We start from the raw sequence: 23055 nt of genomic DNA, 5'->3' as shown, positions 1-23055 counted from the left end.
CTCTTACTTCGACTGCTACCAATTTGTTATTGCTTCTTGTATAAACCAAAAAACCTTTTTCTACTTTGCAGTTAAAGTTTTCTTCTATTAACCATACGTAACAAAATAGCTGGGTTTTGTAGGTTTCGTAGTTTGCTATGCCAAACTCTGCCCATCGGATGCCAGTTGGCGTGGGTGAAGATAATATCAATGTTATTTTTGAGTGCCAGCCGTATGGCATCGGTGCTTAGTGCTGCCGAGGTTGTCATTACAAACGAAGTAACTTTATGGGCTGCAATATGTGTTTTGGTGGGTTCGCTGTCTTTTACAGGAACTCTAATCTCGAACATATCATCTTTGATGTGCAGATAAATACCGTAGGAATTCAGAAATATTTGCATCTTTTATTATAAAAATGGTTGTTTTAGTCAGCTTTGTGTCAAAAGTGTTTCAATGAATATACAATTATGGATGCGGTGTGCTACACGCTCAAAACTAACCCAACCACTGGCTCGGCGGTGGTGTGCTGAGTGTGTTTGGGTTGGCCTTGTGGTATTAACTGTCAATTTTCTTGATTGTACCGAAGCCTCTGGAGGGCGACTTGCCGATGCCTATGCCGTCGGGCAGGAGGGCGTTAGTGGTAAATTCGCCGGCAAAGGCTAGCATACTTTTGCTTTTAAATTGGGTTTCACGCTCCGAAACCTTTATTTGTGCCATGATGCGTTCGTGAGGTTCAAGAAAAAGTCCTATGCCTTTATAGAATGCCAGAATATGCGAAATGAGATTGTTTTTTAGCAAGGCCTTTTGTTCGTTTTCCGATTCGGCATTGATGTACTTGGGGTAGTTGTCTTGGTTGAGGGCCATCCAGAGGGTTTCAAACCGATAACGGTGTAAATCCTCATCAATTCCAATTGTATAGGTTTGGCGGGCTATGTTTTTGTTGTAGACCTCAAAGGTTTGGCCGTTAATAACTAACTGATTGATTTTCATAAACAATTCAATCATCAGGTTACCGCCCTCTCCTATTCCGATGAGTGTTGGCACGCGCTCAATTACTTTATATTGCACTTCGGGGTATTTGTAGCGGAGTTTTCCGTCATCAAAATGATTGCTGAGAATGGGGGCGTGTTCGGCAAATAAATTACCGAAGTAGCCTCTTAGTTTATGGGCATCACGCACGTTGAGGCTGATTTCTGGAAACGTGATTCTGGTTATATTGATGGTTGATTTTGGCATGGGCTAAAAAAATAGGGCTTGATGTTTGTACTTTACATCTGATTTTGTTTGACGAATGAAACCAGTATTGGGGTCATAATCGTTTTTTTGAGCAATTTTCAGGTTATCAATAGTCATATTGAAATCTTGTAATGCCTCACAATAATACTTTGGCACTGCAATGATGTGCTGATGAAAATCTCTTTTATAGTGTTTATCGAACTCTTCTTTTGATAATTTCTTCGCTATATTCTCTTAATGAATTAGCATCGAATACGATAGTGTTTTCATCAATGTCGAAAAGCATTTCGGCAGCATAAAGCCTGAAACCCTTTTCATTTGAGATAGCAGGGGTATCTATGATGTCATCCCATTCATCGCGGCCCTTACTTATTTCTTTTCCTATATTAATTAGTGTTTGTAGCATAGGTGTTTTCAGTTCAGATTTTTATTACAAAGTATGCAGTCACTAGCCCTTATACAGGCCATGCAAATAACAAGAATGTAGTTTTTCATCACAGCAATCTGAGGGTTTGGCTTAACAAATTCAAGGGCCGTAAATATTGAAAAAATAATTATTCGATGCAATCATTATTTATTATAAGGTATAATACCCACAATCAGCCGAAACGCCTGTTGGGGGCTTTAGGGTCAAGGGTAATAACGTTAAACATATCATACACGCGGCTGGCGGCGGCCTCGCCGTAGAGCAAGGCCAGTTTTTCGGGCGTTTCGGCGTTTGAAATCAGGTGGACTCTTATGTTGGGCGTGTCGTAGAGTTCCATCAGGACGCGCTCCATTACGTTTATGGGCGTGGTTTTGAAGGAATCGCCCCGCACAATGACCGAAAGTTGCTCGCGCCCCAATTCTTCAATCAGCACGTCGTATTTACTGAAACCATAGATGTTTTCGTCGTCGGTTAAGGGTTTTTCCGAAAGTATCTTCCTGATTGTTTGCTCAGGGTTATTGATGTAACTATCTACAATATCCTGTGCTTTCACAATCCTGAACGACGCAAAGGGGTTATCCTTGAAGGCCGTCAGCAGGGTCGATTTGCCCGTTCCGACAGGCCCCAGCAGGCAAATACCCTTGTTGCGGTCCATGACACTGGCCGATGGCGCATGGAAATAGCTCAGGCAAAGCTCAAAAGCCCTGATACAATAGGCATCGAGCATGAACTTGCGCATGGGGTTACGCTCTTTCACGAGAGCATCGAGGCTTATGAGTATCCGGCCCTTGAAATCGGCCAGCCCAACGCCACGCATGGCTTTAATGCGCGCCTCCCGAAACTCAACCTGCCGTTGTGCCATTTCGATAGCCTCGTTTTTTTGCTGCTTCTTCAGGAAGTCGAACGATTTCCCGAAAAACTCGCTCGTAAGTTTATCGGCCAGCAATTGCACAAACTCCCGCCGCAGGGCATCGTTCAGTGGGGCGGTATGCTCGTTTGTAGACAAAATGGGGTAAATAACCTCAAAGATTTTATCCAGCAAAGGTTTGTACTCCTTTTCCCGAAACTCGGCGTAAGACCCCATAGGCATCTGACTTAACGACTGAGTTATCGAACTTCCGTTGTTCGACAATGTGGCGGCCTGTGGTGGTCGTCGGGGTATAGCGTCTTCTATCATGGTTCATTATGTAGTTTTTGTAGTAGGGTGTCCAGTAGATAAAATGCGCGCGGGCATCGTTGAGGTTGTTCCATTCGTCCTGCTTGCCTAGCCCGAACTTGGTCTCAACAAAGTTATCCACAAGCTGTGGATAATCTTGTAAAGAGATATAATGGCTTTTGGCAGCCATTTTGCAGGCTTCACTCATCAGTAAATCGGTTCTGAAAGCCTCTTTGCTCATGTTTAAGCCCTTTTTGGCGAGCTTTGCCGCTATATCGGGCTTTAGGCGCACCCCCGACCGCACCGATTTTGTGTTTTTTTCAGAACAAACTGAATTTTCTGAATTAATTATTTTTTCTGAATAATTTATTTTATCTGAAATAACGTGGCTTTCTGCCTCAGCTAATTGCAACGGAATAGTATTTTCATTTTTTTCTGAAAAATATGAAACACCCCTTTTCTCTAAAATCTGCGAATCAGCCTGACAAGTAAATACGGAATTTTTTTCAGTAAATTCTGAAAATATTGAAACATTGTCATTTTGCGTCGTCTCGATTTCCTGTATCTGCGTTTCTTCTTTTTCAAAAACATAAATTTTTTCGCTGTTTGTAGTAGTAGAAATATTATTTATTTTTTTTTCTTTTCTTTTATATAGTGGGTCTAGGTTAGGGGTCAGGTTAGATATCAAATTAGGTGCTACATTAGGTATTAATGGTTGACACCTTTCTGTATCTGTTGCCTGCTCAGGTAGTAAATTCTGATACCTTTCTGTATCTGTTGCCTGCTCAGGTAGTAAATTCTGACACCTTTTTGCCTCTGTTGCCTGCTCAGGTAGTAAATTCTGATACCTTTCTGTATCTGTTGCCTGCTCAGGTAGTAAATTCTGACACCTTTTTGCCTCTGTTGCCTGCTCAGGTAGTAAATTCTGATACCTTTCTGTATCTGTTGCCTGCTCAGGTAGTAAATTCTGACACCTTTTTGCCTCTGTTGCCTGCTCAGGTAGTAAATTCTGATACCTTTCTGTATCTGTTGCCTGCTCAGGTAGTAAATTCTGACACCTTTCTGTATCTGTTGCTTGCTCAGGTGGTAAATTCTGATACCTTTTCGGGGTAGTTAGTGGTGTTTCTGCCGCCAACCGTTCGGCTTCGGGGCTGGTGTCGGGCAGCTTTGGCTCACAACTTTTGGGGTCGGTTACGGCACTGGCAGCGGCTTTGGCTGTGCGTTGGGCGGGCAGAGTTTTGGGCAACGGCTTAGGGGGCAGAATCTGATACTTGGTTTTGTCGCCACGGCCGTGGCCACCCTCCCGAAAGGCAATCAACCCGAATTGTTTTAACCGATTTCTGGATGTTTTAAGGGTGTTTGTACTCATACCAACATTGGCCGACACCCTTGCGTCAGAATGCCAGAACTCGGTAATCCAGCCCAAGCTGTTGGCTGTTTTTACCAGATAAAAAAACAATTTGGTTTCCCAGCCCGTAAATTGAGCGGTTTCTTCTACGCGCCAGAAATGATTCATGATTTCGATATAATTCATTGTGCTTGCAGTTTTTGGGTATCAGATTCTTGTTGTTTTGTTTGAAACGCCGTGTGTAAGTTATGGTTATTCATCAAGCACATCAATTGCGCCAATATTGCGCACATATACGGTGGCTACCATAGGTTTGGTGTCTTTCATGATACGCCCTACAAATTCGGGGCATAAGATGTGCTGCTCGATATTGATTTTATCGAGGCGGTTTCGGTCATACACCACTTCGGTTACTTTGCCAATAATATCAATGTTGTTGTGCTGGGTGATGCGCACCTCGCGGTTAACCAGAGTCTCGTAGTTTTCGGCTTTCTGGTAATTGGTCATTTCTCGTGTCATAATAATAAATCAATGCGGCTATGCGCCGTAAAATAGATGAATGGATTAACTGAAGAATTGTTGTTGGGTGCTTGCAGGGCAGTTTGCCTCTGGCACGGCGGGGGTGTTCGGTGTTGTTTCGGGCAGCCGTGGGGGTTTCCCTCCGAAAAAACACGAACAGTTCCCCGCCGGTACGAGGCCGGTAACGTCAGGAAAAAAAGTAAACAGACAAGATAGTCACAGCAAACGGATACCCTTATACGCACATTGATACCTGTGCGCCTGTTCACAAAAAACTCATGAAACAAAAATGTCGGGAGGGCAATGGGCTGTCTGGCGGTCATTGCTTCCCTCTATGGCTATTTAGCATAGGCAAATAGTTCTTTTTTACGGTTTTCGTAGGCCTCAACAAGGCCAAAATCATACACGTGTTCGTCAATAAGCTCCAGTTGTTCAATGCTCTGGGCGTTCACGATAAAATCAAGCATACGATACCATTCGCGTTCTTTGTTGGCCTCCTCGCTATCGGCGAGGTCGGGCTGGTTGTCAATGTATTCCACTTCTGTACCTTCTTCGTTATGAATAACCGACTGGTCGGTAATAACGGCCTTCTGCATTTCGACCGACAGCGGCGCGTCACCACTGTTAAGGTGCAATTTGGTTACTGTCTTGAGTGCCATCTTGTCGAAATCCTCGGCCCATAAACCTTTTCCGTTTTTAAACGTCTGCGAGTACCTTTTGCCATGCTTATGCACTGCCTCGGCATCCATATAGAAGGTACTCTCGTAGCCATTCAGTAACCTGAAATTACTGGCATAGCCTATAATTCTGTCGCTCAATTTCTGTGACCAGTCAAAATGAAACCCCTGAAAAGAGTTATCGTCAATTTTCTGGCCTTCATACACAATTTTGGCATCGAGGGTCTGGTATTGGCCACTTCTGATAGCCAGTTGTTTGAAACCTTTATCGGGCATCCACAATTTTACCATCATTGCGGGTCGGACTATCTCTTCTTCCCTTCCTGAAGAGCGGGAAGCCTCGCGCTTGGGGGTGTGGTAAACTCACCTCTACACTGCTACACTCACCGCAGTTAGTCTCTACACTTCATACATTTTTGCCCTTTGTATAAAGCACGGTATTACCCGTTTTGGTTGTCGGGCGGGTTTCACCGTTAGCCTATTTGCATAGACACCCATTTACCGGATGGTTCACGAGGTTTAACTATACTATTGCTAGCATAGTGGGCAAAAAGTTTACCCAATCTGAAACTGAGCCAGTTGCCTGCCGCTTTTTTTGTCGTTATAAGGCACAAGATAGGCAAAGCCCAAGTTGTTGTTAAGGGGCAAATCGAGCGTGGCGGCGGTGGCGGCGGCATGGTACACGCTGGTGGGGTCGGCGCGTTTAAGCAGCTCGTTGCTGGCTACAATCTGCAACACCGACGTAATAAAAGCCGGCGCTTTTTTTCCGAGTAGTTCTTCAAACTTCTGCCTGACCGAACCCCTCTCGAAAAAGTCTTTTGCGCTCTGCCGCGCGGTTGTTACCTGTTCTGACATAACTTTGTTTAACTTGTTAATTTGGGATTATATAAATGGGCTTACACCCGTGTAAACTGATAGACACCCATCAGAACCGCCCCTACGCTGCCAATAATGCCAATGGCCAGCCAGAAGAGTTCCCAGGGGGTTTTCTCGTCATAAGTTTTATGCTTGCTAATCTGATAATAATATTGCTGGCTCGACTTTGGCTTAACGGCAAAAACCAGAATAAACACAAGGCTTGCCACCAAACACAATATTACTGATAGTAGGTTTATATGAAACGCTCCGAAAGCCATGTTTAGTATGTGGTTTTAGTTGAACAAACAAGGTTTTTTAGTGGTTGGGTGTGTATCAGTGCCGAGGCTAAAAAACACCTCCTTCTAGCAGAAGGAGGGTTTATGGTTTTTACTTTCCTCTTAAAATATGTATACTATGTTATGAGTTGTGCCATACGGCCAGTGCTTGTATTTGTACAGGCACAGGCCCCACTGTGTGGCTCATGCGGGTGTTAGTGTGTGGTTTAAAAAAGCTCCTCCAAAAACTGAAGGAGGCTTTCCGGTACATTGTTTATTTCTAACCCCAAACTATGAAACATAACTTTAAAATCATTGGTAATGCCTGCCTGCAAGGCAAAACAGGCTTTGTGTTAAACATTTGTCATTTTTACTGCCTGCGGGCATAAACCCGCGGCCATTACAGGCCAGTAGCCAGTGCTTTATCGACCGAATACTGAATGTGCCTGTACACCTCCGTAGCCGTGGTTGTATCCGAAAACCTCAGCGATACATCTGCCAGCAGGGGCATTTCGCCTGCGGGTGTGTAGGCATCGCCCTTGTCGGTATCGTAGCCGTTCAGGTAGCTGCACACCAGCCTGTCTCCCCGAACAACACAGCCGAAGCCATCGGGGGCAGGTTCAAATTCGTTGTTAATCAGCAGGGCCATTTCTGCCCAGTTATTAATTTTTAGTTGCAGCAAACAAAGTTGCGTGGGTATATTCATCAGGCAGCCTACCTTATGATTATTCCGTATGTGGTTGTTGATAAAACTAACAGGTGGTTTGCACCACAGGCATTGCTGCCCCGTTTTGCGGGCATATACTCAGTTGCGCGGGCCTTAGTTGTGAGGAGGCAAAACCCCTGCGCCAATGAGTATATGTAACAAAACTTCTCGAACATAACTGCCCGCTTTACACGCAGGCTTTATAAAATTACCCAAGCAATAAACACGCCTGAACATCGGGGTGGTGGGTAGCTAACAGGCTGATGTTGTGTGGATTCAGGTGCTAGCGATGTTCATTTTTGAATCTATAAAAAAAGTACTTGCACAATTACATATTTTGCGTATTTTTGTTGTGAAAAACATACTTATTCATAAATCATGAACAAAAATAACGAACTTGTTCGTATTATCCAAATAAATTTCAAATATTTTCTTTATTTTTTTAACGTGACATCCCCATGACTATCGGCATACCTCCAATCACAGGAAACGAAATCAGAAGTTTCCGCAAGAAAAATAAGCTCTCACAAACGGAGTTCGCCGAACTTGTTGGCGTTTCGATGAGAGCCGTGCAGCTATGGGAAAGTGGCGACAGGAAGGTGTCGAGCCTTGCCGAGAAAACCATCAGGGAGGTTTTTCTGAACTACAAAAAAGCCGGCAACGACGGCGCCTATATAGATAACAACGGAAACAGATTTACCCGAACCAACGAAGGCGGTCTTGTGCTGGAAGTACCCCTGCTGACCGTTGAAGCACACGCCCGCTACCTCGACGACTTCGGCGAAGCGGGCGCGTTTCATTTTGAAGAAAAAGTGCCTTTTGTGATTGACAAAATAGACAAAGGCAATTTTCTGGCCTTTCGGATTTCGGGCGATAGCATGAACGGCGGCCGTATTGATGACACCCCCGACCGCGCCACCGTGCTGGGCAAAGAAATGCCCATGGATTTATGGATGGATGGCTTTGGCGACTCGCGCTTTGGCTGGATAATTATTACCCGCCGCAATATTCTGTTTAAAGACATTGTGGCTTTCGACCGCGAAACCGCCACCATTACCTGCCATAGCCGCAACGATAGCCCCGAATACTGCGATTTTAACCTGTGCCTCAACGATATTAACAAGATTTTCAAGGTAGTTAAGCGCACCTTCTAGGGCATTTTAACTCCTTGCAGCAAGGCGGGCTTATCTTTCCCGCCTTGTTATATACGCCAGCCATTTAAAAATGGTATCTTTACCCTGCTGTTGTAGCACCCTCAACCCCATACCCTCATGAAAAAACTTGTGTATGCCCTTGTGATACTCCTGCTTGTAGTGGCAGGCTTGTTTTTTTACCTCCGTAGCCAATTGCAGGACGACTCCGTGCCGATGGCCGAAGGGTTTTCGGGCCAGAAGGTGATGTTTATTTTTCCGCACCCCGACGACGAAATCACCAGCGCAGGAACCCTCAAGCTGCTCGACCAACAGGGTATCGAAACGAGCCTCATTACTTTTACGCACGGCGAAGCCGGAGGAACCAACGGACTGGTGCAGGAAACCGACCCCCTCAAAAAGAAAACCGCACTGGCCAAAATCCGCGAGAAAGAGCTACGTGCAGTGGGGCAACTGCTAGGGGTCGATAATCAGGAGATTCTTGACTTCGCCGATAGCGGCATCAGCCTGCTACCGCCCGACACCCTCAAGAAAGTTATCCGCCAGAAAATAGCCCGCTACCAGCCTACGGTGCTAATTACCTATGACGACGTGATAGGGCTTTACGGCCACCCCGACCACCGACTGATAGCCCAATACACGAAAGAGATTTTTCTGGCCGAAAAAGGCTCCGAGGGTTTTCCGGTAAAGAAGTTGTATCAGGTAACCCTGCCCAAACCCATGATTGAAACCGCCAAGAAGATTTCGGCGAGCTTCAAGCGGAATTTCAGCAAGAATGCCACCTTGCCTACGCCCACAATGGCCATTAAAATAAGTGCTGTGGGTGCGTTCAAGAAACAAGCCATGCTGCTGCACGTGTCGCAGCGGCCTACTTTTAACGATATGCAGCCCTATTTCGACAAAATTCCTGTCTGGATTTATTACCGTATTTTCGACAAAGAATATTTTTCAGAAGTAAAATAAAGGTTTTTTGCACCATGCACCTGCGTGGTAAAAGCTAATTAATATGAAAATACGCATAAAAGTAGCTCAAGTAATTTGTAACATTTTGCTGGCACTAACTTTATTTGCTTGGCTCGGGATTCATGGTTCAGGGCATAAGATTCCGCAAAAAACGGATATTTCCTTCGGAACCATCGCCCTGTTACTCCTCATAACGCTGGTGATTTTATCCGTATTAAGCCACCGATACAAAAACCAGTAGCGCGTTATTTCTCAAAAACATATACCTTCCCATTGGCCGGATTCCCGAACGTTTCGCCACTAAAACCACGGGCTGTGAGGGCTTTTTGCAGAAACATCATCACAAAGCCGTGGCTCACTACCAGAATTTCCTGTTCTTGCTGTTGTAGTAGCGTATCAACAAAGGCGTTCAGTTTATCGCGCGCCTCAACCGAAACAGCGTTGCGTGTAAAGGTTTTTCGTTTAATTATTAAGGCCCACACCATAATTGGCAATTTACGCGCCTTGTTCATGAGGCCAAGTACGTTAATTTCCCGCAGGTCGTCATGTGTATGTATAGGCCCCTCATAAATATGCCGAGCCGTTTTGGTAGCCCTGCTCATTGAGCTTGCATAACATTTCTGCCATGCAATGTTGCGCATATCAACGGTGGCTGTAACCACGTCGGCCTCATCATATTTATCAAACCAATTGCTCAGGGTATCAAAGTCAATCAAAAAACCTTTAGGTAGTGGCTGTGCTACCTTAAAATGCCTTACTAATCCTATTTTCATGTTTACTAATTTGCCAGTACTTTACGGGCAGCAAAGGTATTGGCAAACCTCTATAAAATAAAAATTTTGTGGGCAGATTATTCGTTACCACCCCACAAACGGGGGGAGTATCGGGCGTTATGGGGGTTTCAGAGAGGCCATGATGCACTGGTTGAATACGCCCCTACCCAATATTACCGCTTGCTTGGGCGCATCATTCAGGAAATGATTCTTGGGGCGCAAACACCGCCAAGTAGTGCTTGCAAGCCCTTTCATAAACCCCTGCTTTTGGTTACATTTGTGGGTATCTATTCAGCATTACTACTCCATGAAAAAAATCCTATTGGCAAGCATTGGGGCTTTGATGAGCCTTGTGGTTCTTGCCCAGACCACCCAAACCATTATTGAGGTTGATTTCAACAAAAAAGTAGGCGACATGACCCCCATGTGGGCGTGGTTCGGAGCCGACGAACCTAACTATGCCTATATGCGTGACGGCAAAAAACTATTGTCCGAACTCTCGGCCATGAGCCCCGTGCCGGTCTATTTCAGGGCGCATAACCTGCTCACCTCAGGGCATGATACCCTCACACTCAAGTGGGGGTCAACCAACGTTTATACCGAAGACGAAAAAGGTAACCCCATCTACGACTGGACTATTGTTGACAAGATTTTTGATACCTACCTCGAACGGGGCATTAAACCACTGGCGCAGTTTAGTTTCATGCCAGAGGCACTTTCGACACACCCCCAACCCTACGAACACCACTGGAAACCCGGAATGCCCTATAACGATATTTACAAAGGCTGGGCCTACCCACCTAAAGACTATAAAAAATGGGCCGAACTGGTATACCAGTGGGTAAGGCATTCGGTAGAACGCTACGGCAAGAAAGAAGTAGAAAGCTGGTATTGGGAACTCTGGAACGAACCAAACATTGGCTACTGGAAAGGAACCGTTGACGAATACTGCCAACTGTACGACTTCACGGCCGATGCCGCCAAGCGTGCCTTGCCTACCATTAAAATAGGTGGCCCCGAAACCACCGGCCCCAGTTGGAACAAAGCAGCGGAGTTTCTGCAAACTTTTCTGAAACATTGTGTTTCGGGCCGTAATTATGCCACCAACAAAATAGGCTCCCCGCTCGATTTTATTTCGTTTCATGCCAAAGGTGCGCCCAAAATCGTAGACGGCCACGTGCAGATGAACATGGGTACACAACTGAGAGATATTTCGGAAGGTTTCAGAATTGTGGCATCGTTTCCGACACTCAAGCACCTGCCAATCATCATTGGGGAGTCGGACCCCGAAGGTTGCGCCGCCTGTGGCATGAAAACCAACCCACAGAATGCCTACCGCAACGGCACTATGTACTCGAGCTATACGGCGGCATCGTTTGCCCGTAAATATGCCCTTGCCGACTACCACAAGGTAAACCTCAAAGCGGCCGTAAGCTGGTCGTTCGAGTTCGAGAACCAACCTTATTTTTATGGCTTCCGCGACCTCGCCACTAATGGTATCGACAAACCCGTGCTGAATGTTTTCAGGATGTTCGGCATGATGGCCGGGCAAAGAGTGGCCGTAACGGGCAATCAGAAATATGATTTTATAACCGTGCGAGACTCAAGCGTGAGAGGCCCCTATGCCGACATAAACGCCCTTGCCAGCAAAGATACCCGCTCGGCAGCCGTAATGCTCTGGCATTATCACGACGACGACCTCCAAGCCCCCGACGCACACATAGCCCTAACGCTTACAGGCTTGCCTGCCACAAGGGTCAGGCTGCACCATTACCGCATCGATAATGAAAACAGCAATGCCTACGAGCTATGGAAAAAGATGGGGTCGCCCGAAAACCCAACACCCGAACAAATTACCCAGCTTGAAAAAGCCGGACAACTAAGCCTCCTTACCTCGCCGGTTTACCTTAACACCACCGGCAGCACCCTGCAACTAAACGTTCAGTTGCCGCGGCAGGGGGTTTCGTTACTGAAATTCGACTGGTAAACTAGCGGTTTACAATAATTTTTCTGGCAAAGTGCTGCCCCGTGGCCTCTTGTATCAGCAACAGATAACTACCCGCCGATAGGTGGCTCAGGTCGATGATATGCTGGTATTGCCCGCTACCCGACTGCCCCAGTAGCTGCCCTTTGGCATTTAATAACTGGTAGCCAAATACCCTCGCCGACTCCACAGTTACCTTGTCGGTAGTTGGGTTGGGGTATATGCTTATACCCACCTGTGGAGCTTCGTTAGCCAATACCGTAGGTCTGAAAACCGTCGACACCGCACTTTCGCAACCACGGTCAATTACTTTTACCTCATAATTGCCAATGTCGGTAAATTTTATTTTCTGGGTGTTTAGCTGTAAATCGTTTCCGTTCAGGAACCACCTGTTGCCGAGGCTCGCACTCGATATTAACGTATCGTTCATCTGGCTAATAACAGGCTGCGGAATAATTATCTGTGTAACCGTAATGGCATTGGTCGAAATAGCCGAACACCCATCGGCATTACTTACCTTTAACTGATAACTACCCGAGGCCGTAGCCGTATAAAACTGGTTGGTTGCGCCATTAATGGCCGTGTTGTTTAACAGCCATTGATACGCGTTTTCTTTGTTGGTGGTTGTGAGTATCACGCTGCCATTTACACAGATTTCGGTCCCTGACGAAGCCGATATAACCGGAGCCGCAGGGCTGGCCAGTTGCTTCACAATCAGATTGCCAGACCTCACCACACACCCCAGATTATCGCTCACGGCCAGTACATACGTGCCTTCTTGTGTTACATCAATACTGGCATTTTGCGCAAGATTAGCGTTGTTTTTTGTCCATTGATACGTATACGGGCTTACCCCGCCGCTCAACTCAGGCACTAGTCTGGTCGAAGTATTCTCGCAAAAGTTCAGGTTTCCGCCAATACTATTAATTTTTAAAGTAGAACTATTAACAAATATTGTGTTTGACGAAATACTTGCACAGCCGTTGGCATTAATAACTTTCAACTGGTAATTACCGGGCGCAGTAGCCGTGTAAAACTGGCTAACAGCCCCATTGATATTGGCGTTGTTAAGCACCCACTGATACCCGCTCTCTTTAGTATCGGTTGTGAGTATTACGCTGCCGCCCTCACAAATGGTAGTATTGGCCGGAGCATTTACCACAGGGCTGGCCGGATTAGCCACTTTGCTGATACGCACGGCCCCCGTTTCATACGAACACCCGATGTTATCTACAATGCGTAGGGCATATTCGCCTTCCTGATTGACCAACAACGTTGGGTTGAACGACACATTGGCCGAATTTTTTGTCCAGATATACGTAAAGGGCAACGCCCCGCCCGACACACTCGGTGTTAGCTCTGTACTGCTGTTTTCACAAAATTCTTTTTTGCCAAGCAATTCATTAATTTTCAGGTTCGACGAACTCAGCACCGTAATGGTAACATTGCTACTCGTAAAACTCTGGCAAAGCTCGTTATTGACTACCTTTTCGCAGAAAGCGTTATAGGCAGTTGTGGCCTGCGGCGAAACCTGAATCTGGTTGCCCCTTGCCCCTGTCGACCACACCACCGTGCCGCCGTCGCAGCCTCGTGCGTTCAGGCTAACGGGTGTGCCGCGGCAAATCTGGTTTTTTTCGGGTTCAATTACAGGTGGCGTATCGTTTTCTACGTTTATCTGAATCCCGCGGGTGGTTCCTTCACAACCCTGTTGCCGTACCGTCAGGCTATAATTACCCGTTTGTGTAGCCGTATAAGCATAGCTTGTAGCCCCTGGCACAGGCGAGCCGTTGCGGTTCCATTGAAAATCAAAGCTAGTCAGGTAGGTCATATACTCCATAGGCACATTGCCCAGCCTAGCCGAAAACGCCGCGTTGCCTATCTTGCAGTAAGTAGCCTCGTTGCCTATAATATCAAAACTGGTTTTGCAGGGGGTGTCAGAAGAAGCCAGTTTGAGCAGCACAAAATAAGGGATATTACTGGAGGTGGTTTTCATGGCCGACACGTACAAGCCCATGTCAGATGCGCCGTTTACATCCTGCACAAGATAATAATCGCTGTTAAAGGTCTTTGTCCACCGAAACTCATTGTTGAGTGTCAGCTTGGTAATGGCGTTGTTTTTAAGCACAAATATTTTTTCGTCGATAGTAGTCGTAATTTTAGCCGTGCTGAAACTCGTATTTTTCCATTGCTGGCTTCCCGAAGCCGTAAACTTGTAAAGGCCGGTGTTGGTACTCAGCACACAGCCGTTGTCAGAGGTTTTTTCAAAGTCGACAATCGTTTCTGTATTAAAATTCACTGCCCATACCGTGCTGCCTGTGCTGGTATTAAGCTGAACAACCCTGCGCACGCTGCTATTACTGGTAAGGAGGTAAATTCTGGAGGCATCGACCGTTACAAGCTGGTAGCCATCCAACACACTGCTATTCGACCACACCAACTGCCCTGTTGATGAATACTTTCTTATTCCTACGGGGCTTGTGACAATAACGCCGTCGTCGCTCGTAGTCTGAATATCAGTAATATTATTTGAAAAAGCCGACAAACTCACCGACCACTCTATGCTGCCATCGCTTTTCAGCCTTTTTATTTCTGCAAGCGTAGGGCCAGAAGAATAAGTCAGGGCCAACACATAAAACCCGTTCGACAACGTAGCGGTGGCATTCTGTATATTGAAATTAAACGCCCGTTCCCATGATAAGTTCAGGTTGGCATCGTATTTCCGAAGGTAGCCATAGTTATACAGGTATATCAGCACGCCGCCATCCTGCGAAGCATACTGATTAATAAACGGCGCACCACTCGAACCACCATCGTTAAGGAGAAACTTATCGTTTACGCGCCCATCGGCCGTAAACTTGCTCAGGTTCGCCGAACCACTATTGGTATTCTGCGATTTCACTAAGGCAAACAACACATTCGGCCCTGCAAAAGTAGCAATGCTGCCGCCACGCGTGCCGCCGCCATAAGGCTCTATCCATTCAACAGCCGGCACCTGTTCCTGTGCATAAGTCAGGTAAGAAGAAATAACAGCAAGAAAAACAAGCAGTAGAAGTTTATTCATATTTTAGTCATAACAATTAGTAATCCCAAAAAAAAATTGAAGAAGAGGCACATAAAATGCTTTTTTACGTGCCTAAAGTTTCATTCGTTCACAGACGAATTTATTCAGTATTCAAAATATCTGTAAGGTTAAAATACATTAACCGCGTATCATCATCTTTGTCTGAATCTGTCAGGTAACGGAATTGGTTTTTCTCGTAAAACCCTAACGATTTTCTGTAAGCATCAACAGTAATAAACTTGCACCCTGTTCTGTTGTTATCAATAAACATTTTCTTTAGGTAGTCCAGAATTAATGTTCCTACTCCGTATCCTTTGTAATTTTTATTTACAGCCAATCTACCTATTTTCATTGCAGGAAAACTCCGCATTTTCCTTTTATTATTATTTTTCGGGAATATATGCTTTTTAAACCTGTTCCAGATTGTTTTATCTCTATTCGGTTCCGACTCAAGGCTTATCTTATCGTTAGCTAAACTAAAAAAAGCGACAGTTTCAGCGTCGCTTTCTAAGATGTATGTTACTGCTAATAACTCACGCATATAAACTTTAGAATCATTAGCCAAAAAATCATTTAAATCTTCGTCGTCACAGTCAAATGGTTTAATAAAATGCCCTTCGGTCAATCTTATTAAACTAAAATTATTGAAATTCATTAAAACTTCGCAATAGCATTTAATTTATTGAAATTTGATTCCATTCTTGCGTTTAACTCCTTTGATATTTTCTTTGCTTTTTCGTTTTCTTTAGTAAACTTTTCAGCATCATTTCCCCTTAAAATTGGAGTTTCTTTAATTGGTTTTGCCATAAAATTGTTTTTAATTACCTTTGAGTGAAAGACAAAACTTGTCTGAAATACTGATTAATAAACGTAATCTAAACTAATTTGGTTTAAAATAACAAACCAAAGGTAGCAATATTGCCATGGTAATGTCAAGCAAATAACCGACATTTATTTTTACGGTCTTCACAATTAAAATACCCATTAAATACTTTCGTTTGCCTGACAAAATCTTAAATCATCATTAAACGTATGCACTGCGCCAATCGCCCGCAACAAAAAAACGCCGTTAATGATTTTCAACATCACTAACGGCGTTTAAACTATTGGTTTGGGTTTGGCTTAGTTCCAGCCGCCACCTAAGGCTTTATACGCATTTACCAGCGCATTCATTTGCTGCATACGGGTTTCGATAAGTTCCATTCTGGCCTCTAACACATCGCGTTGGGTCAATAACACCTCCATGTAGTCGGCGCGGGCCGAAGTAAACAATTTCAGTGAAATCTCTGTCGATTTCGTCAGGGCATCTACCTCATTATTTTTCATGTTGTAGTTTTTCTCCAGATTATCGATGTTCGACAACTGGTTGGCTACTTCAATATAGGCTTTCAGAACAGCACGCTCATAATCATACACCGCCTGAATCTGCTTGGCATTGGCATTTTTATAAGTGGCAATAATGGCGTTTTTGTTAATCAATGGCCCCATCAGGTCGCCGGCCAGAGAGGTCAGCAAAGCCTGCGGTATATTCACAAACAACAACGGATTAAACGACCGGATACCTAACGATGCCGAAAGCCCAAGCGACGGATAAAAGTTGGCTCTTGCCACGGTTACGTCTATCTTGGCGGCTTCCAGTTTCAACTCAGCCTGTCTTATGTCAGGGCGGTTTTGTAATAACTGGGCAGGCAGCCCCGCATATATTTTTGTTGGCACCAGTGCCGCAAACTGCTGAGAGCTACGTTGCACCGGCTGCGGAAAACGCCCCACAAGGAAATTGATGCGGTTTTCGGTTTCAACAATTTTCTGTTGAATTTCATACTGAAGGCTCTGGATTTTAAACACCTCGGCCTCGAATCTGCGCACGGCTAGTTCGGTTACTTTGGCAGCTTCTTTTTCTTGTTTGATAATGCTCAGGGCGTTGTTCAGAATCTGAATGTTGCGTCTGATGATATCAAGCTGGTTGTCGAGCGCCATAAGCTCATAGTATGAATTGGCAATTTCGCCTACGATATTGGTAACCAGAAAGTTTTTGCCTTCAATACTGGCCAGATAATTGGCTACGGCTACTTTGCGGGCATTGCGGAGTTTATGCCAGATATCGACCTCCCAACTGGCAAAGGCCCCTATGTAGGCATCAGGCAGTATTTCAGGGGTACGTTTACCCGGGCGTATCTCCGACATATCGTCGCTTGCGCCCTTGCTGGTGTATCTCGACACCTTCTCGAAACCCGCGCCACCGCCTAAGCGTACAAAGGGCAGGTACTCCCCTTTGCGGGCACTGATTTCGTTCTGTGAGATTTCAATTTCCTGCAAGGTAATGTTCAACTCCTGATTATTGGTCAGGGCTGTTTCGATAAGGCTTGCCAGATTTGGGTCAGTAAAAAACTCTTTCCACTTGGTTTTAGCCGAATTGGTAGAATCCTGAGAGTTGTTGTAACTCTCAGGCGTACTTTTATTAGCGTTTTTCTCGACCAATTTAACAGGCACTGTACAAGCCGAAAGGCACCACCCCAGGAAAGCTACTCCTAGGCATTGGTTTATGATTCGTTTAGACATACGCTATTTAATTTCTTCAGATAGTGGTTCAAAATCTTCATCTTTAATCAGCTTGCGTCCTTCTGCCAGCTTGGCGAAAACATAGTATAAGCCCGGAATAATAATTACCCCGAATACCGTTCCAAGTAGCATACCACCCAATGCCGAAGCTCCAATTGTACGGTTACCAATAGCCCCAGGGCCAGTAGCAACCACCAGCGGAATTAGCCCCGCAATGAAGGCGAAGGAGGTCATCAGGATAGGGCGGAAACGTACTTTTGCCCCTTCAATAGCCGCCTCGAAGATGGTAGCTCCCTGCTGATTCTTCTGAATCGCAAACTCCACAATCAATACGGCGTTTTTCCCTAATAGCCCCACAAGCATTACTAACCCTACCTGTGCGTAAATGTCGTTGGCCAAGCCCATTGCTTTAATCAGCATAAAAGACCCGAATACCCCCGCAGGAAGCGACAAAATAACCGCTAGCGGAATAATGAAACTTTCGTACTGGGCAGCTAATACCATGTAGGCAAAAATTAACACGATAATGAAAATCACAAACGCTTCGTTTCCGCGGGCAACCTCATCTTTCGACAACCCGCCCCAGTCAATATCAAACCCTCTCGGAAGCGTCTTTTTGGCTACGTCTTTGATAATTTCGATGGCCTCACCACTACTGTACCCCTTCGCAGGAGCCCCTCTGATGGCCGCCGTAGCGTACATATTATAACGGTTAATTTCGTTTGGACCCTGAGTTTTCTTAATCTTCATGAAAGCCGAGTAAGGAACCATTTCGCCGTGGTCGTTTTTCACGTAGAGGTTCAGCACATCTTCTGGTAGTTTGCGGTACTCAGGCGATGCCTGCACAAACACTTTAAAGAAACGCCCGAACCTGATAAAGCCCAACTCATAACTACTACCTATCAGGATAGAGAGGTTATCCATGGCTTTACCGATAGATACACCCTTCTGCATGGCTACTTCGTTATCAATTTCGAGTTCGTACTGAGGGTAGTTGGCACTAAAGAACGTAAACAAACCTGTTAGCTCTTTGCGCTTGCCAAGTTCTTTCATAAACTCGGCGTTTACTTCCTCAAGCTGTTTGTAGTCGCCGGAGTTGGTTTTATCAAGCAACTGGAGCGAGAAACCACCCGCAGCACCATACCCTGGCACAGCCGGAGGGTCGAAGAACTCAATAACCGCACCCGGAATTTCGTGGCTCTTTTCTTCAAGCTCTTCAATAATTTCCTGTACGTTGTGTTTCCGTTCCGACCAGTCTTTAAGGTTAATTAAACAGGTTCCGGCGTTTGACCCCCGCCCTTCGGTTAATACCTCGTACCCTGCCAGTGCCGACACCGACTTCACGCCGTCTACGTGTTCGCATATTTCCTGCAATTTACGGGCTACGTCGTTGGTTCTTTCGAGTGTCGAACCCGGAGGGGTCTGAATAATGGCGTAAATCATCCCCTGGTCTTCCGACGGAATAAAGCCTGATGGCAACACCTTCGTTACCCCAAAAATACCCGCACAAAACCCTATCAGCATCACAAACGTTACTAAGCGGCGGCTTACAATGGCACGCAGAAAACTGGCATATTTGCCTGTTACTTTCTCGAAACCGTGGTTAAAGGCATCGATACCTTTATTAAGCCATGTTTTTTTCTTCGGATGCTCGTGCGGGTTACGCAGAATCATGATACAAAGCACCGGCGTAAGGGTAAGCGCCACTAAACCCGACAACACGATTGACGTGGCCATCGTGATAGAGAACTGCCTGTAAAACACCCCAACAGGGCCAGTCATGAACGCCACCGGCACAAACACGGCCGTCATTAACAAGGTAATGGCAATTACGGCTCCGCTGATTTCGCCCAATACTTCTTTTACCGCATTATAGGGCGACAGATGCGCCTCTTCCATTTTGGCATGGACGGCCTCCACCACCACAATGGCGTTATCGACCACAATACCAATGGCTAATACAAGGGCAAAGAGCGTAATAAGGTTAATGGTAAGCCCGAATATCTGCATGAAGATAAACGCCCCCACCAACGACACCGGCACGGCAAGTGTCGGAATAAGTGTCGAACGCCAGTCGCCCAAGAAGATAAACACCACCAACGCCACCAGCACGAAGGCTTCAACGAGCGTATGCAATACTTTTTCGATAGAGGCATCAAGGAAGTTAGAAACGTCATAACTGATTTCGTAGTCCATACCCGGCGGGAACGAACTCGCCTTCAGTTGGTCAAGTTTGGCTTTTACTTCTTTAATTACCTCGGTTGCGTTACTACCATAGGTTTGTTTCAGCATGATAGCCGCCGAAGGATAATTGTTCAGGTTCGAGTAAATATCGTAATACTCGCTACCCAGTTTTACGTCGGCAATATCTTTGAGGCGGATAATCTCCCCGTTCGAGTTGGCCCGCACAATTACGTCTTCGTACTGTTCGGGTTTACTGAAACGCCCCTGATACGTTAATACATATTCAAGCGACTGCGAGCGCATCCCGTCGCTTCGGCCAATCCGGCCCGGCGACCCAATCACACTTTGCTCGTTCAGGGCCTCCATTACGTCTTCGGTACCAATATTATAGGCACGCATACGGTCGGGCTTAAGCCAGATACGCATGGCATACTGCCTACTACCCAAGATACTCGCCTGCCCTACCCCGTTAATACGTTGTAACTCAGGCAACATATTTACCCCCGCAAAGTTGAACAGGAACTTCATGTCGGCGTTCTTGTCTTTGCTGTAAAGGTTCACATACATAAGCATATTAGGCATCTGGCGGTTTACAATAACCCCCTCGCGCTGTACTAATATAGGCAAACGGTTCAAGACCTGCGCAATACGGTTGTTTACGTTTACCACCGCTTGGTCGGGGTCGGTTCCGAGGTTAAACACAATCTGAATGTTGGCTTCACCGGCACTGGTGGCGTCGGAGGTCATGTACTTCATGCCCGGCACCCCGTTAATGGCCTGCTCCATCGGAATCAGCACGGATGTTACCAACACGTGCGCACTCGCACCCGGATACGACGCCCGCACAATTACCATTGGCGGCGAAATTTCGGGGAACTGCGATTTGGGAAGCGTGTTAATAACCAAGCCCCCCATGAAAATAATTGCCAGCGACAGAATAATAGCTAGTACTGGCCTTTGTATGAATTTATTAAACATAGTGCTAAGTCGATTTATTCAGCGTAAACTTTTAAATGTGTAAATACCGATTCGGGCTTTTCAAAGCGATACGAGATTTTATCGTTGTTATGCACTTTACGTAAGCCTTCAAGGAGTATTTTCTCATTTTCTGCCAACCCATCGCTGATAGCATATAAATCTTGCATTTCAGCCAGAATATTGATTTGCCGTTGTTTTACCACGCTCTTGTCGTCTACAACAAAAACATATTTTTTGTCCAGAATCTCAAACGTAGCTTTCTGCGGAATTATCAGGGCGTTTTTCAATGGTTTATCAACCATGATATTGCCTGTTTCGCCGTGTCTCAAGAGCCTGTTAGGGTTCGGGAATGTAGCCCTGAAAGCAATATTACCCGTTTCGTTGTTAAAATCGGCTTCAATGGTTTCAACTATGCCCGGATACGGAAATATCTCGTGGTTAGCCATACGGAGTCTTACTTTCATTGGGTTTTTATTAGCACCGCTTCTGTAATTGAGGTACTCGGCCTCTGGTACGTTAAAGTACACCCACATTTTACTGTTGTCTGACAGAATCGTCAGCAAATCGCCTTCCGACAAAAGGCTACCTTCCCGCACATAGAAGTGGTCCATGATACCATCAAACGGTGCTTTGATTTCGGTAAAGCCCAAATGCACTTGTGCCACCTGCACTTCGGCTTTGGCTTTTTCGAGTTTAGCTTTTGCCAGTGCCAGTTCGTTTTTTGATACAATGTTGCTATCGGCCAATGCTTTGGTGTTTTTGTATTCCAACTCAGCATAATTGGCTTCGGCCTGTGCTTTCTGCAACTCGGCCTGATACTGTACAGGCAGAATCTGGAACATAAGCTGCCCTTTCTTTACTAACTGCCCTTCATCAACATAGATTTTACTCAAATAGCCACGCTCCAACGCGCGCATCTCGATATGCTGAATTGAGCGAATCTGAGATACGTAGTCGATAGTAATGGTAGTGTCCTTTCTAAGTGGCGTGGTAACCAATAGTTTGGTGTCTTCTTTCTTTTCTTCTTTTTCTTCGGATTTACAGCTTGCGTTAAATAGTAAAGCGCACAGGCCCACAAGCATGAGAATTTTCTTCATAACTAGCTTTTTTTAGAGATTAATAATACCTAAAAACTGAGAGTGGATAAGGTAAGATAATACCGGATCCAGAAAGGCTTTTACACCCCTTAGCCTATTACTCTCTTACGCTTAAGATTTATTATTGATTGAGTATAAGTACAAAGCCTACCTGCAGACCAAAACTTGCATAAAAGCTGTTTAAAAAATTTACTTGCAGTACTTCGTAGTGTTTAGTGGTATAGGAAAACAAGGGTAATGCTCACCTCTTGGGGTGTTACATCATATAATGTACACACAAAATACCATAAACAATTTATTGGGAAAATGAGATAAGGAGTGGTTATAAAAAGCCGATGCCTGAAAGGTATTGAAAGAATGCTGCCTGCCTAAAAGAAGAGCCGACTGGCCGCTGTCGGATGTTTTGTGGTGGTCGTCGTCGTCGTCCGAGTTATCTTCTTCTTCAATTTCTGCCTCGCGCGTGCCAAAGAGCAGACCTATTTTTTCGGGCGTGCTATAAATTACATCTGGCGGTGTTGAGGTATTTTGTTGGGTGCAGGCAACTGTTGGCTCTTCTCCGGTGTTATCCAGTAAAGAAAAAGCCGAGGTTATCCTGTGTGTGTGCGCGAACAGTTGAGAACCAGCACTCAATAAGAAAATCCACAGAAACAGATGATATTTTTTTAGTCCGTTTACCATTCTACTGACAAAAATACCTTAAGTTGATTAGGAAAGCATAAATTCCATCTTAAAATCTGATTAAAATCATAAATTTTTTATTTCGTTTTTATAATTAAACCATAAAAAAGTGTATTAAACCAATTTTTATAAAAAAACCGTTTAAACTCAATAGTGCTTCAACCGCCCCACCCACACCACCAAATAGTACCTGACCGTGGTCAGGAACAAACCAGAAACAGGTAAAACTCTGAAAATAAAAAATTTAACTGCCCAACCGCCAGAAGAAAATATAATAAAAAAAAGGTAACAATCGGGCAAAAACCGCCACAACCACCCTGCCAGCAAAACCCTGAATTGTACTTTACAAGGTTGGCGTTTCGGAGGCAAAAATAAACAAGGGGCATAGCAGCCACCCGCGGGTTGCGTAAACCCGCACAAATGGCTTAATTTTTACTTAAACCTGC

At 45.3% G+C, this 23055-nt stretch carries 25 protein-coding genes; 6 read left to right on the top strand and 19 right to left on the bottom strand.

Annotated features, from left to right (window positions below; genetic code table 11):
- Positions 1–71 precede the first annotated feature (71 nt).
- The 11 genes from WAA15_RS12420 to WAA15_RS12370 all read right to left on the bottom strand — a co-directional run bounded on the left by WAA15_RS12420 (position 72) and on the right by WAA15_RS12370 (position 7181).
- Entirely contained in the window at positions 72–380 is a 309-nt protein-coding gene (locus WAA15_RS12420; RefSeq protein WP_337043081.1) for a CRISPR-associated endonuclease Cas1, read from the bottom strand.
- 154 nt (positions 381–534) lie between these two features.
- Positions 535–1215, bottom strand: a complete 681-nt coding sequence (locus tag WAA15_RS12415; RefSeq protein WP_337043080.1) for a CRISPR-associated endonuclease Cas6 — start codon at positions 1213–1215, stop codon at positions 535–537.
- A 193-nt stretch (positions 1216–1408) separates the two neighbouring features.
- On the bottom strand, positions 1409–1621 hold the full coding sequence (locus WAA15_RS12410) for a hypothetical protein (protein WP_337043079.1): 213 nt from the start codon (positions 1619–1621) through the stop codon (positions 1409–1411).
- Between the two features lie 193 nt (positions 1622–1814).
- On the bottom strand, positions 1815–2297 hold the full coding sequence (locus WAA15_RS12405; RefSeq protein WP_337043173.1) for an AAA family ATPase: 483 nt from the start codon (positions 2295–2297) through the stop codon (positions 1815–1817).
- Between the two features lie 376 nt (positions 2298–2673).
- Entirely contained in the window at positions 2674–4332 is a 1659-nt protein-coding gene (locus WAA15_RS12400; protein ID WP_337043078.1) for a hypothetical protein, read from the bottom strand.
- 66 nt (positions 4333–4398) lie between these two features.
- On the bottom strand, positions 4399–4665 hold the full coding sequence (locus WAA15_RS12395; RefSeq protein ID WP_337043077.1) for a hypothetical protein: 267 nt from the start codon (positions 4663–4665) through the stop codon (positions 4399–4401).
- Positions 4662–4988 (bottom strand): hypothetical protein, encoded by a 327-nt coding sequence (locus WAA15_RS12390; RefSeq protein ID WP_337043076.1) that lies wholly within the window; start codon positions 4986–4988, stop codon positions 4662–4664. The genes WAA15_RS12395 and WAA15_RS12390 overlap by 4 nt, the downstream gene beginning before the upstream one ends.
- Positions 4989–5003: 15 nt before the next feature.
- Positions 5004–5636 (bottom strand): recombinase RecT, encoded by a 633-nt coding sequence (locus WAA15_RS12385; RefSeq protein WP_337043075.1) that lies wholly within the window; start codon positions 5634–5636, stop codon positions 5004–5006.
- A 261-nt stretch (positions 5637–5897) separates the two neighbouring features.
- Positions 5898–6218, bottom strand: a complete 321-nt coding sequence (locus WAA15_RS12380) for a recombinase RecT (protein ID WP_337043172.1) — start codon at positions 6216–6218, stop codon at positions 5898–5900.
- 20 nt (positions 6219–6238) lie between these two features.
- A complete protein-coding gene (locus WAA15_RS12375; protein ID WP_337043074.1) occupies positions 6239–6478 on the bottom strand; it encodes a hypothetical protein in 240 nt (79 codons plus the stop codon).
- Between the two features lie 397 nt (positions 6479–6875).
- Entirely contained in the window at positions 6876–7181 is a 306-nt protein-coding gene (locus WAA15_RS12370) for a hypothetical protein (RefSeq protein WP_337043073.1), read from the bottom strand.
- Positions 7182–7196: 15 nt separating this feature from the next.
- Here WAA15_RS12370 and WAA15_RS12365 point away from each other — a divergent pair, with 15 nt between their 5' ends.
- The 4 genes from WAA15_RS12365 (at position 7197) to WAA15_RS12350 (ending at position 9536) form a co-directional block, all read left to right on the top strand.
- Positions 7197–7340 carry a hypothetical protein gene (locus WAA15_RS12365; RefSeq protein WP_337043072.1) on the top strand — a complete coding sequence of 48 codons (144 nt, stop codon included), beginning with the start codon at positions 7197–7199 and terminating at the stop codon, positions 7338–7340.
- Between the two features lie 299 nt (positions 7341–7639).
- A complete protein-coding gene (locus tag WAA15_RS12360; RefSeq protein ID WP_337043071.1) occupies positions 7640–8335 on the top strand; it encodes a helix-turn-helix domain-containing protein in 696 nt (231 codons plus the stop codon).
- A 117-nt stretch (positions 8336–8452) separates the two neighbouring features.
- The gene (locus WAA15_RS12355; RefSeq protein WP_337043070.1) at positions 8453–9295 is read left to right on the top strand and encodes a PIG-L deacetylase family protein; all 843 of its coding nucleotides are present in this window, start codon (positions 8453–8455) and stop codon (positions 9293–9295) included.
- 43 nt (positions 9296–9338) lie between these two features.
- Entirely contained in the window at positions 9339–9536 is a 198-nt protein-coding gene (locus WAA15_RS12350; protein WP_337043069.1) for a hypothetical protein, read from the top strand.
- Positions 9537–9540: 4 nt separating this feature from the next.
- On the opposite strand, the gene WAA15_RS12345 is transcribed toward WAA15_RS12350, so the two are convergent.
- Complete coding sequence (locus WAA15_RS12345) at positions 9541–10068, bottom strand: histidine phosphatase family protein (protein ID WP_337043068.1); 528 nt, start codon at positions 10066–10068, stop codon at positions 9541–9543.
- Between the two features lie 39 nt (positions 10069–10107).
- On the opposite strand from WAA15_RS12345, the gene WAA15_RS12340 reads away from it, so the two are divergent.
- Both WAA15_RS12340 and WAA15_RS12335 read left to right on the top strand, forming a co-directional pair.
- Entirely contained in the window at positions 10108–10455 is a 348-nt protein-coding gene (locus WAA15_RS12340; protein ID WP_337043067.1) for a hypothetical protein, read from the top strand.
- On the top strand, positions 10376–12055 hold the full coding sequence (locus tag WAA15_RS12335; RefSeq protein ID WP_442892795.1) for a GH39 family glycosyl hydrolase: 1680 nt from the start codon (positions 10376–10378) through the stop codon (positions 12053–12055). The genes WAA15_RS12340 and WAA15_RS12335 overlap by 80 nt, the downstream gene beginning before the upstream one ends.
- Position 12056: 1 nt before the next feature.
- On the opposite strand, the gene WAA15_RS12330 is transcribed toward WAA15_RS12335, so the two are convergent.
- From WAA15_RS12330 to WAA15_RS12300, 7 genes are all read right to left on the bottom strand, one after another.
- Positions 12057–15113 (bottom strand): T9SS type A sorting domain-containing protein, encoded by a 3057-nt coding sequence (locus WAA15_RS12330; protein ID WP_337043066.1) that lies wholly within the window; start codon positions 15111–15113, stop codon positions 12057–12059.
- A 100-nt stretch (positions 15114–15213) separates the two neighbouring features.
- Positions 15214–15738 (bottom strand): GNAT family N-acetyltransferase, encoded by a 525-nt coding sequence (locus WAA15_RS12325; protein WP_337043065.1) that lies wholly within the window; start codon positions 15736–15738, stop codon positions 15214–15216.
- A 29-nt stretch (positions 15739–15767) separates the two neighbouring features.
- Positions 15768–15920 (bottom strand): hypothetical protein, encoded by a 153-nt coding sequence (locus WAA15_RS12320; RefSeq protein ID WP_337043064.1) that lies wholly within the window; start codon positions 15918–15920, stop codon positions 15768–15770.
- Between the two features lie 315 nt (positions 15921–16235).
- Entirely contained in the window at positions 16236–17672 is a 1437-nt protein-coding gene (locus WAA15_RS12315; protein ID WP_337043063.1) for a TolC family protein, read from the bottom strand.
- Between the two features lie 3 nt (positions 17673–17675).
- Positions 17676–20834: an efflux RND transporter permease subunit gene (locus tag WAA15_RS12310; RefSeq protein WP_337043062.1), complete on the bottom strand. Its 3159-nt coding sequence runs from the start codon at positions 20832–20834 to the stop codon at positions 17676–17678.
- 14 nt (positions 20835–20848) lie between these two features.
- Positions 20849–21931 carry an efflux RND transporter periplasmic adaptor subunit gene (locus WAA15_RS12305; RefSeq protein WP_337043061.1) on the bottom strand — a complete coding sequence of 361 codons (1083 nt, stop codon included), beginning with the start codon at positions 21929–21931 and terminating at the stop codon, positions 20849–20851.
- Positions 21932–22192: 261 nt separating this feature from the next.
- On the bottom strand, positions 22193–22609 hold the full coding sequence (locus WAA15_RS12300; protein WP_337043060.1) for a hypothetical protein: 417 nt from the start codon (positions 22607–22609) through the stop codon (positions 22193–22195).
- Positions 22610–23055 lie beyond the last annotated feature (446 nt).

Origin of the sequence: Emticicia sp. 17c (assembly GCF_037153985.1) — a bacterium.
Taxonomy (GTDB): domain Bacteria; phylum Bacteroidota; class Bacteroidia; order Cytophagales; family Spirosomataceae; genus Emticicia.
Note: the sequence above shows the minus strand (reverse complement) of the source record. Positions and strands in the feature narration are given on the sequence as shown.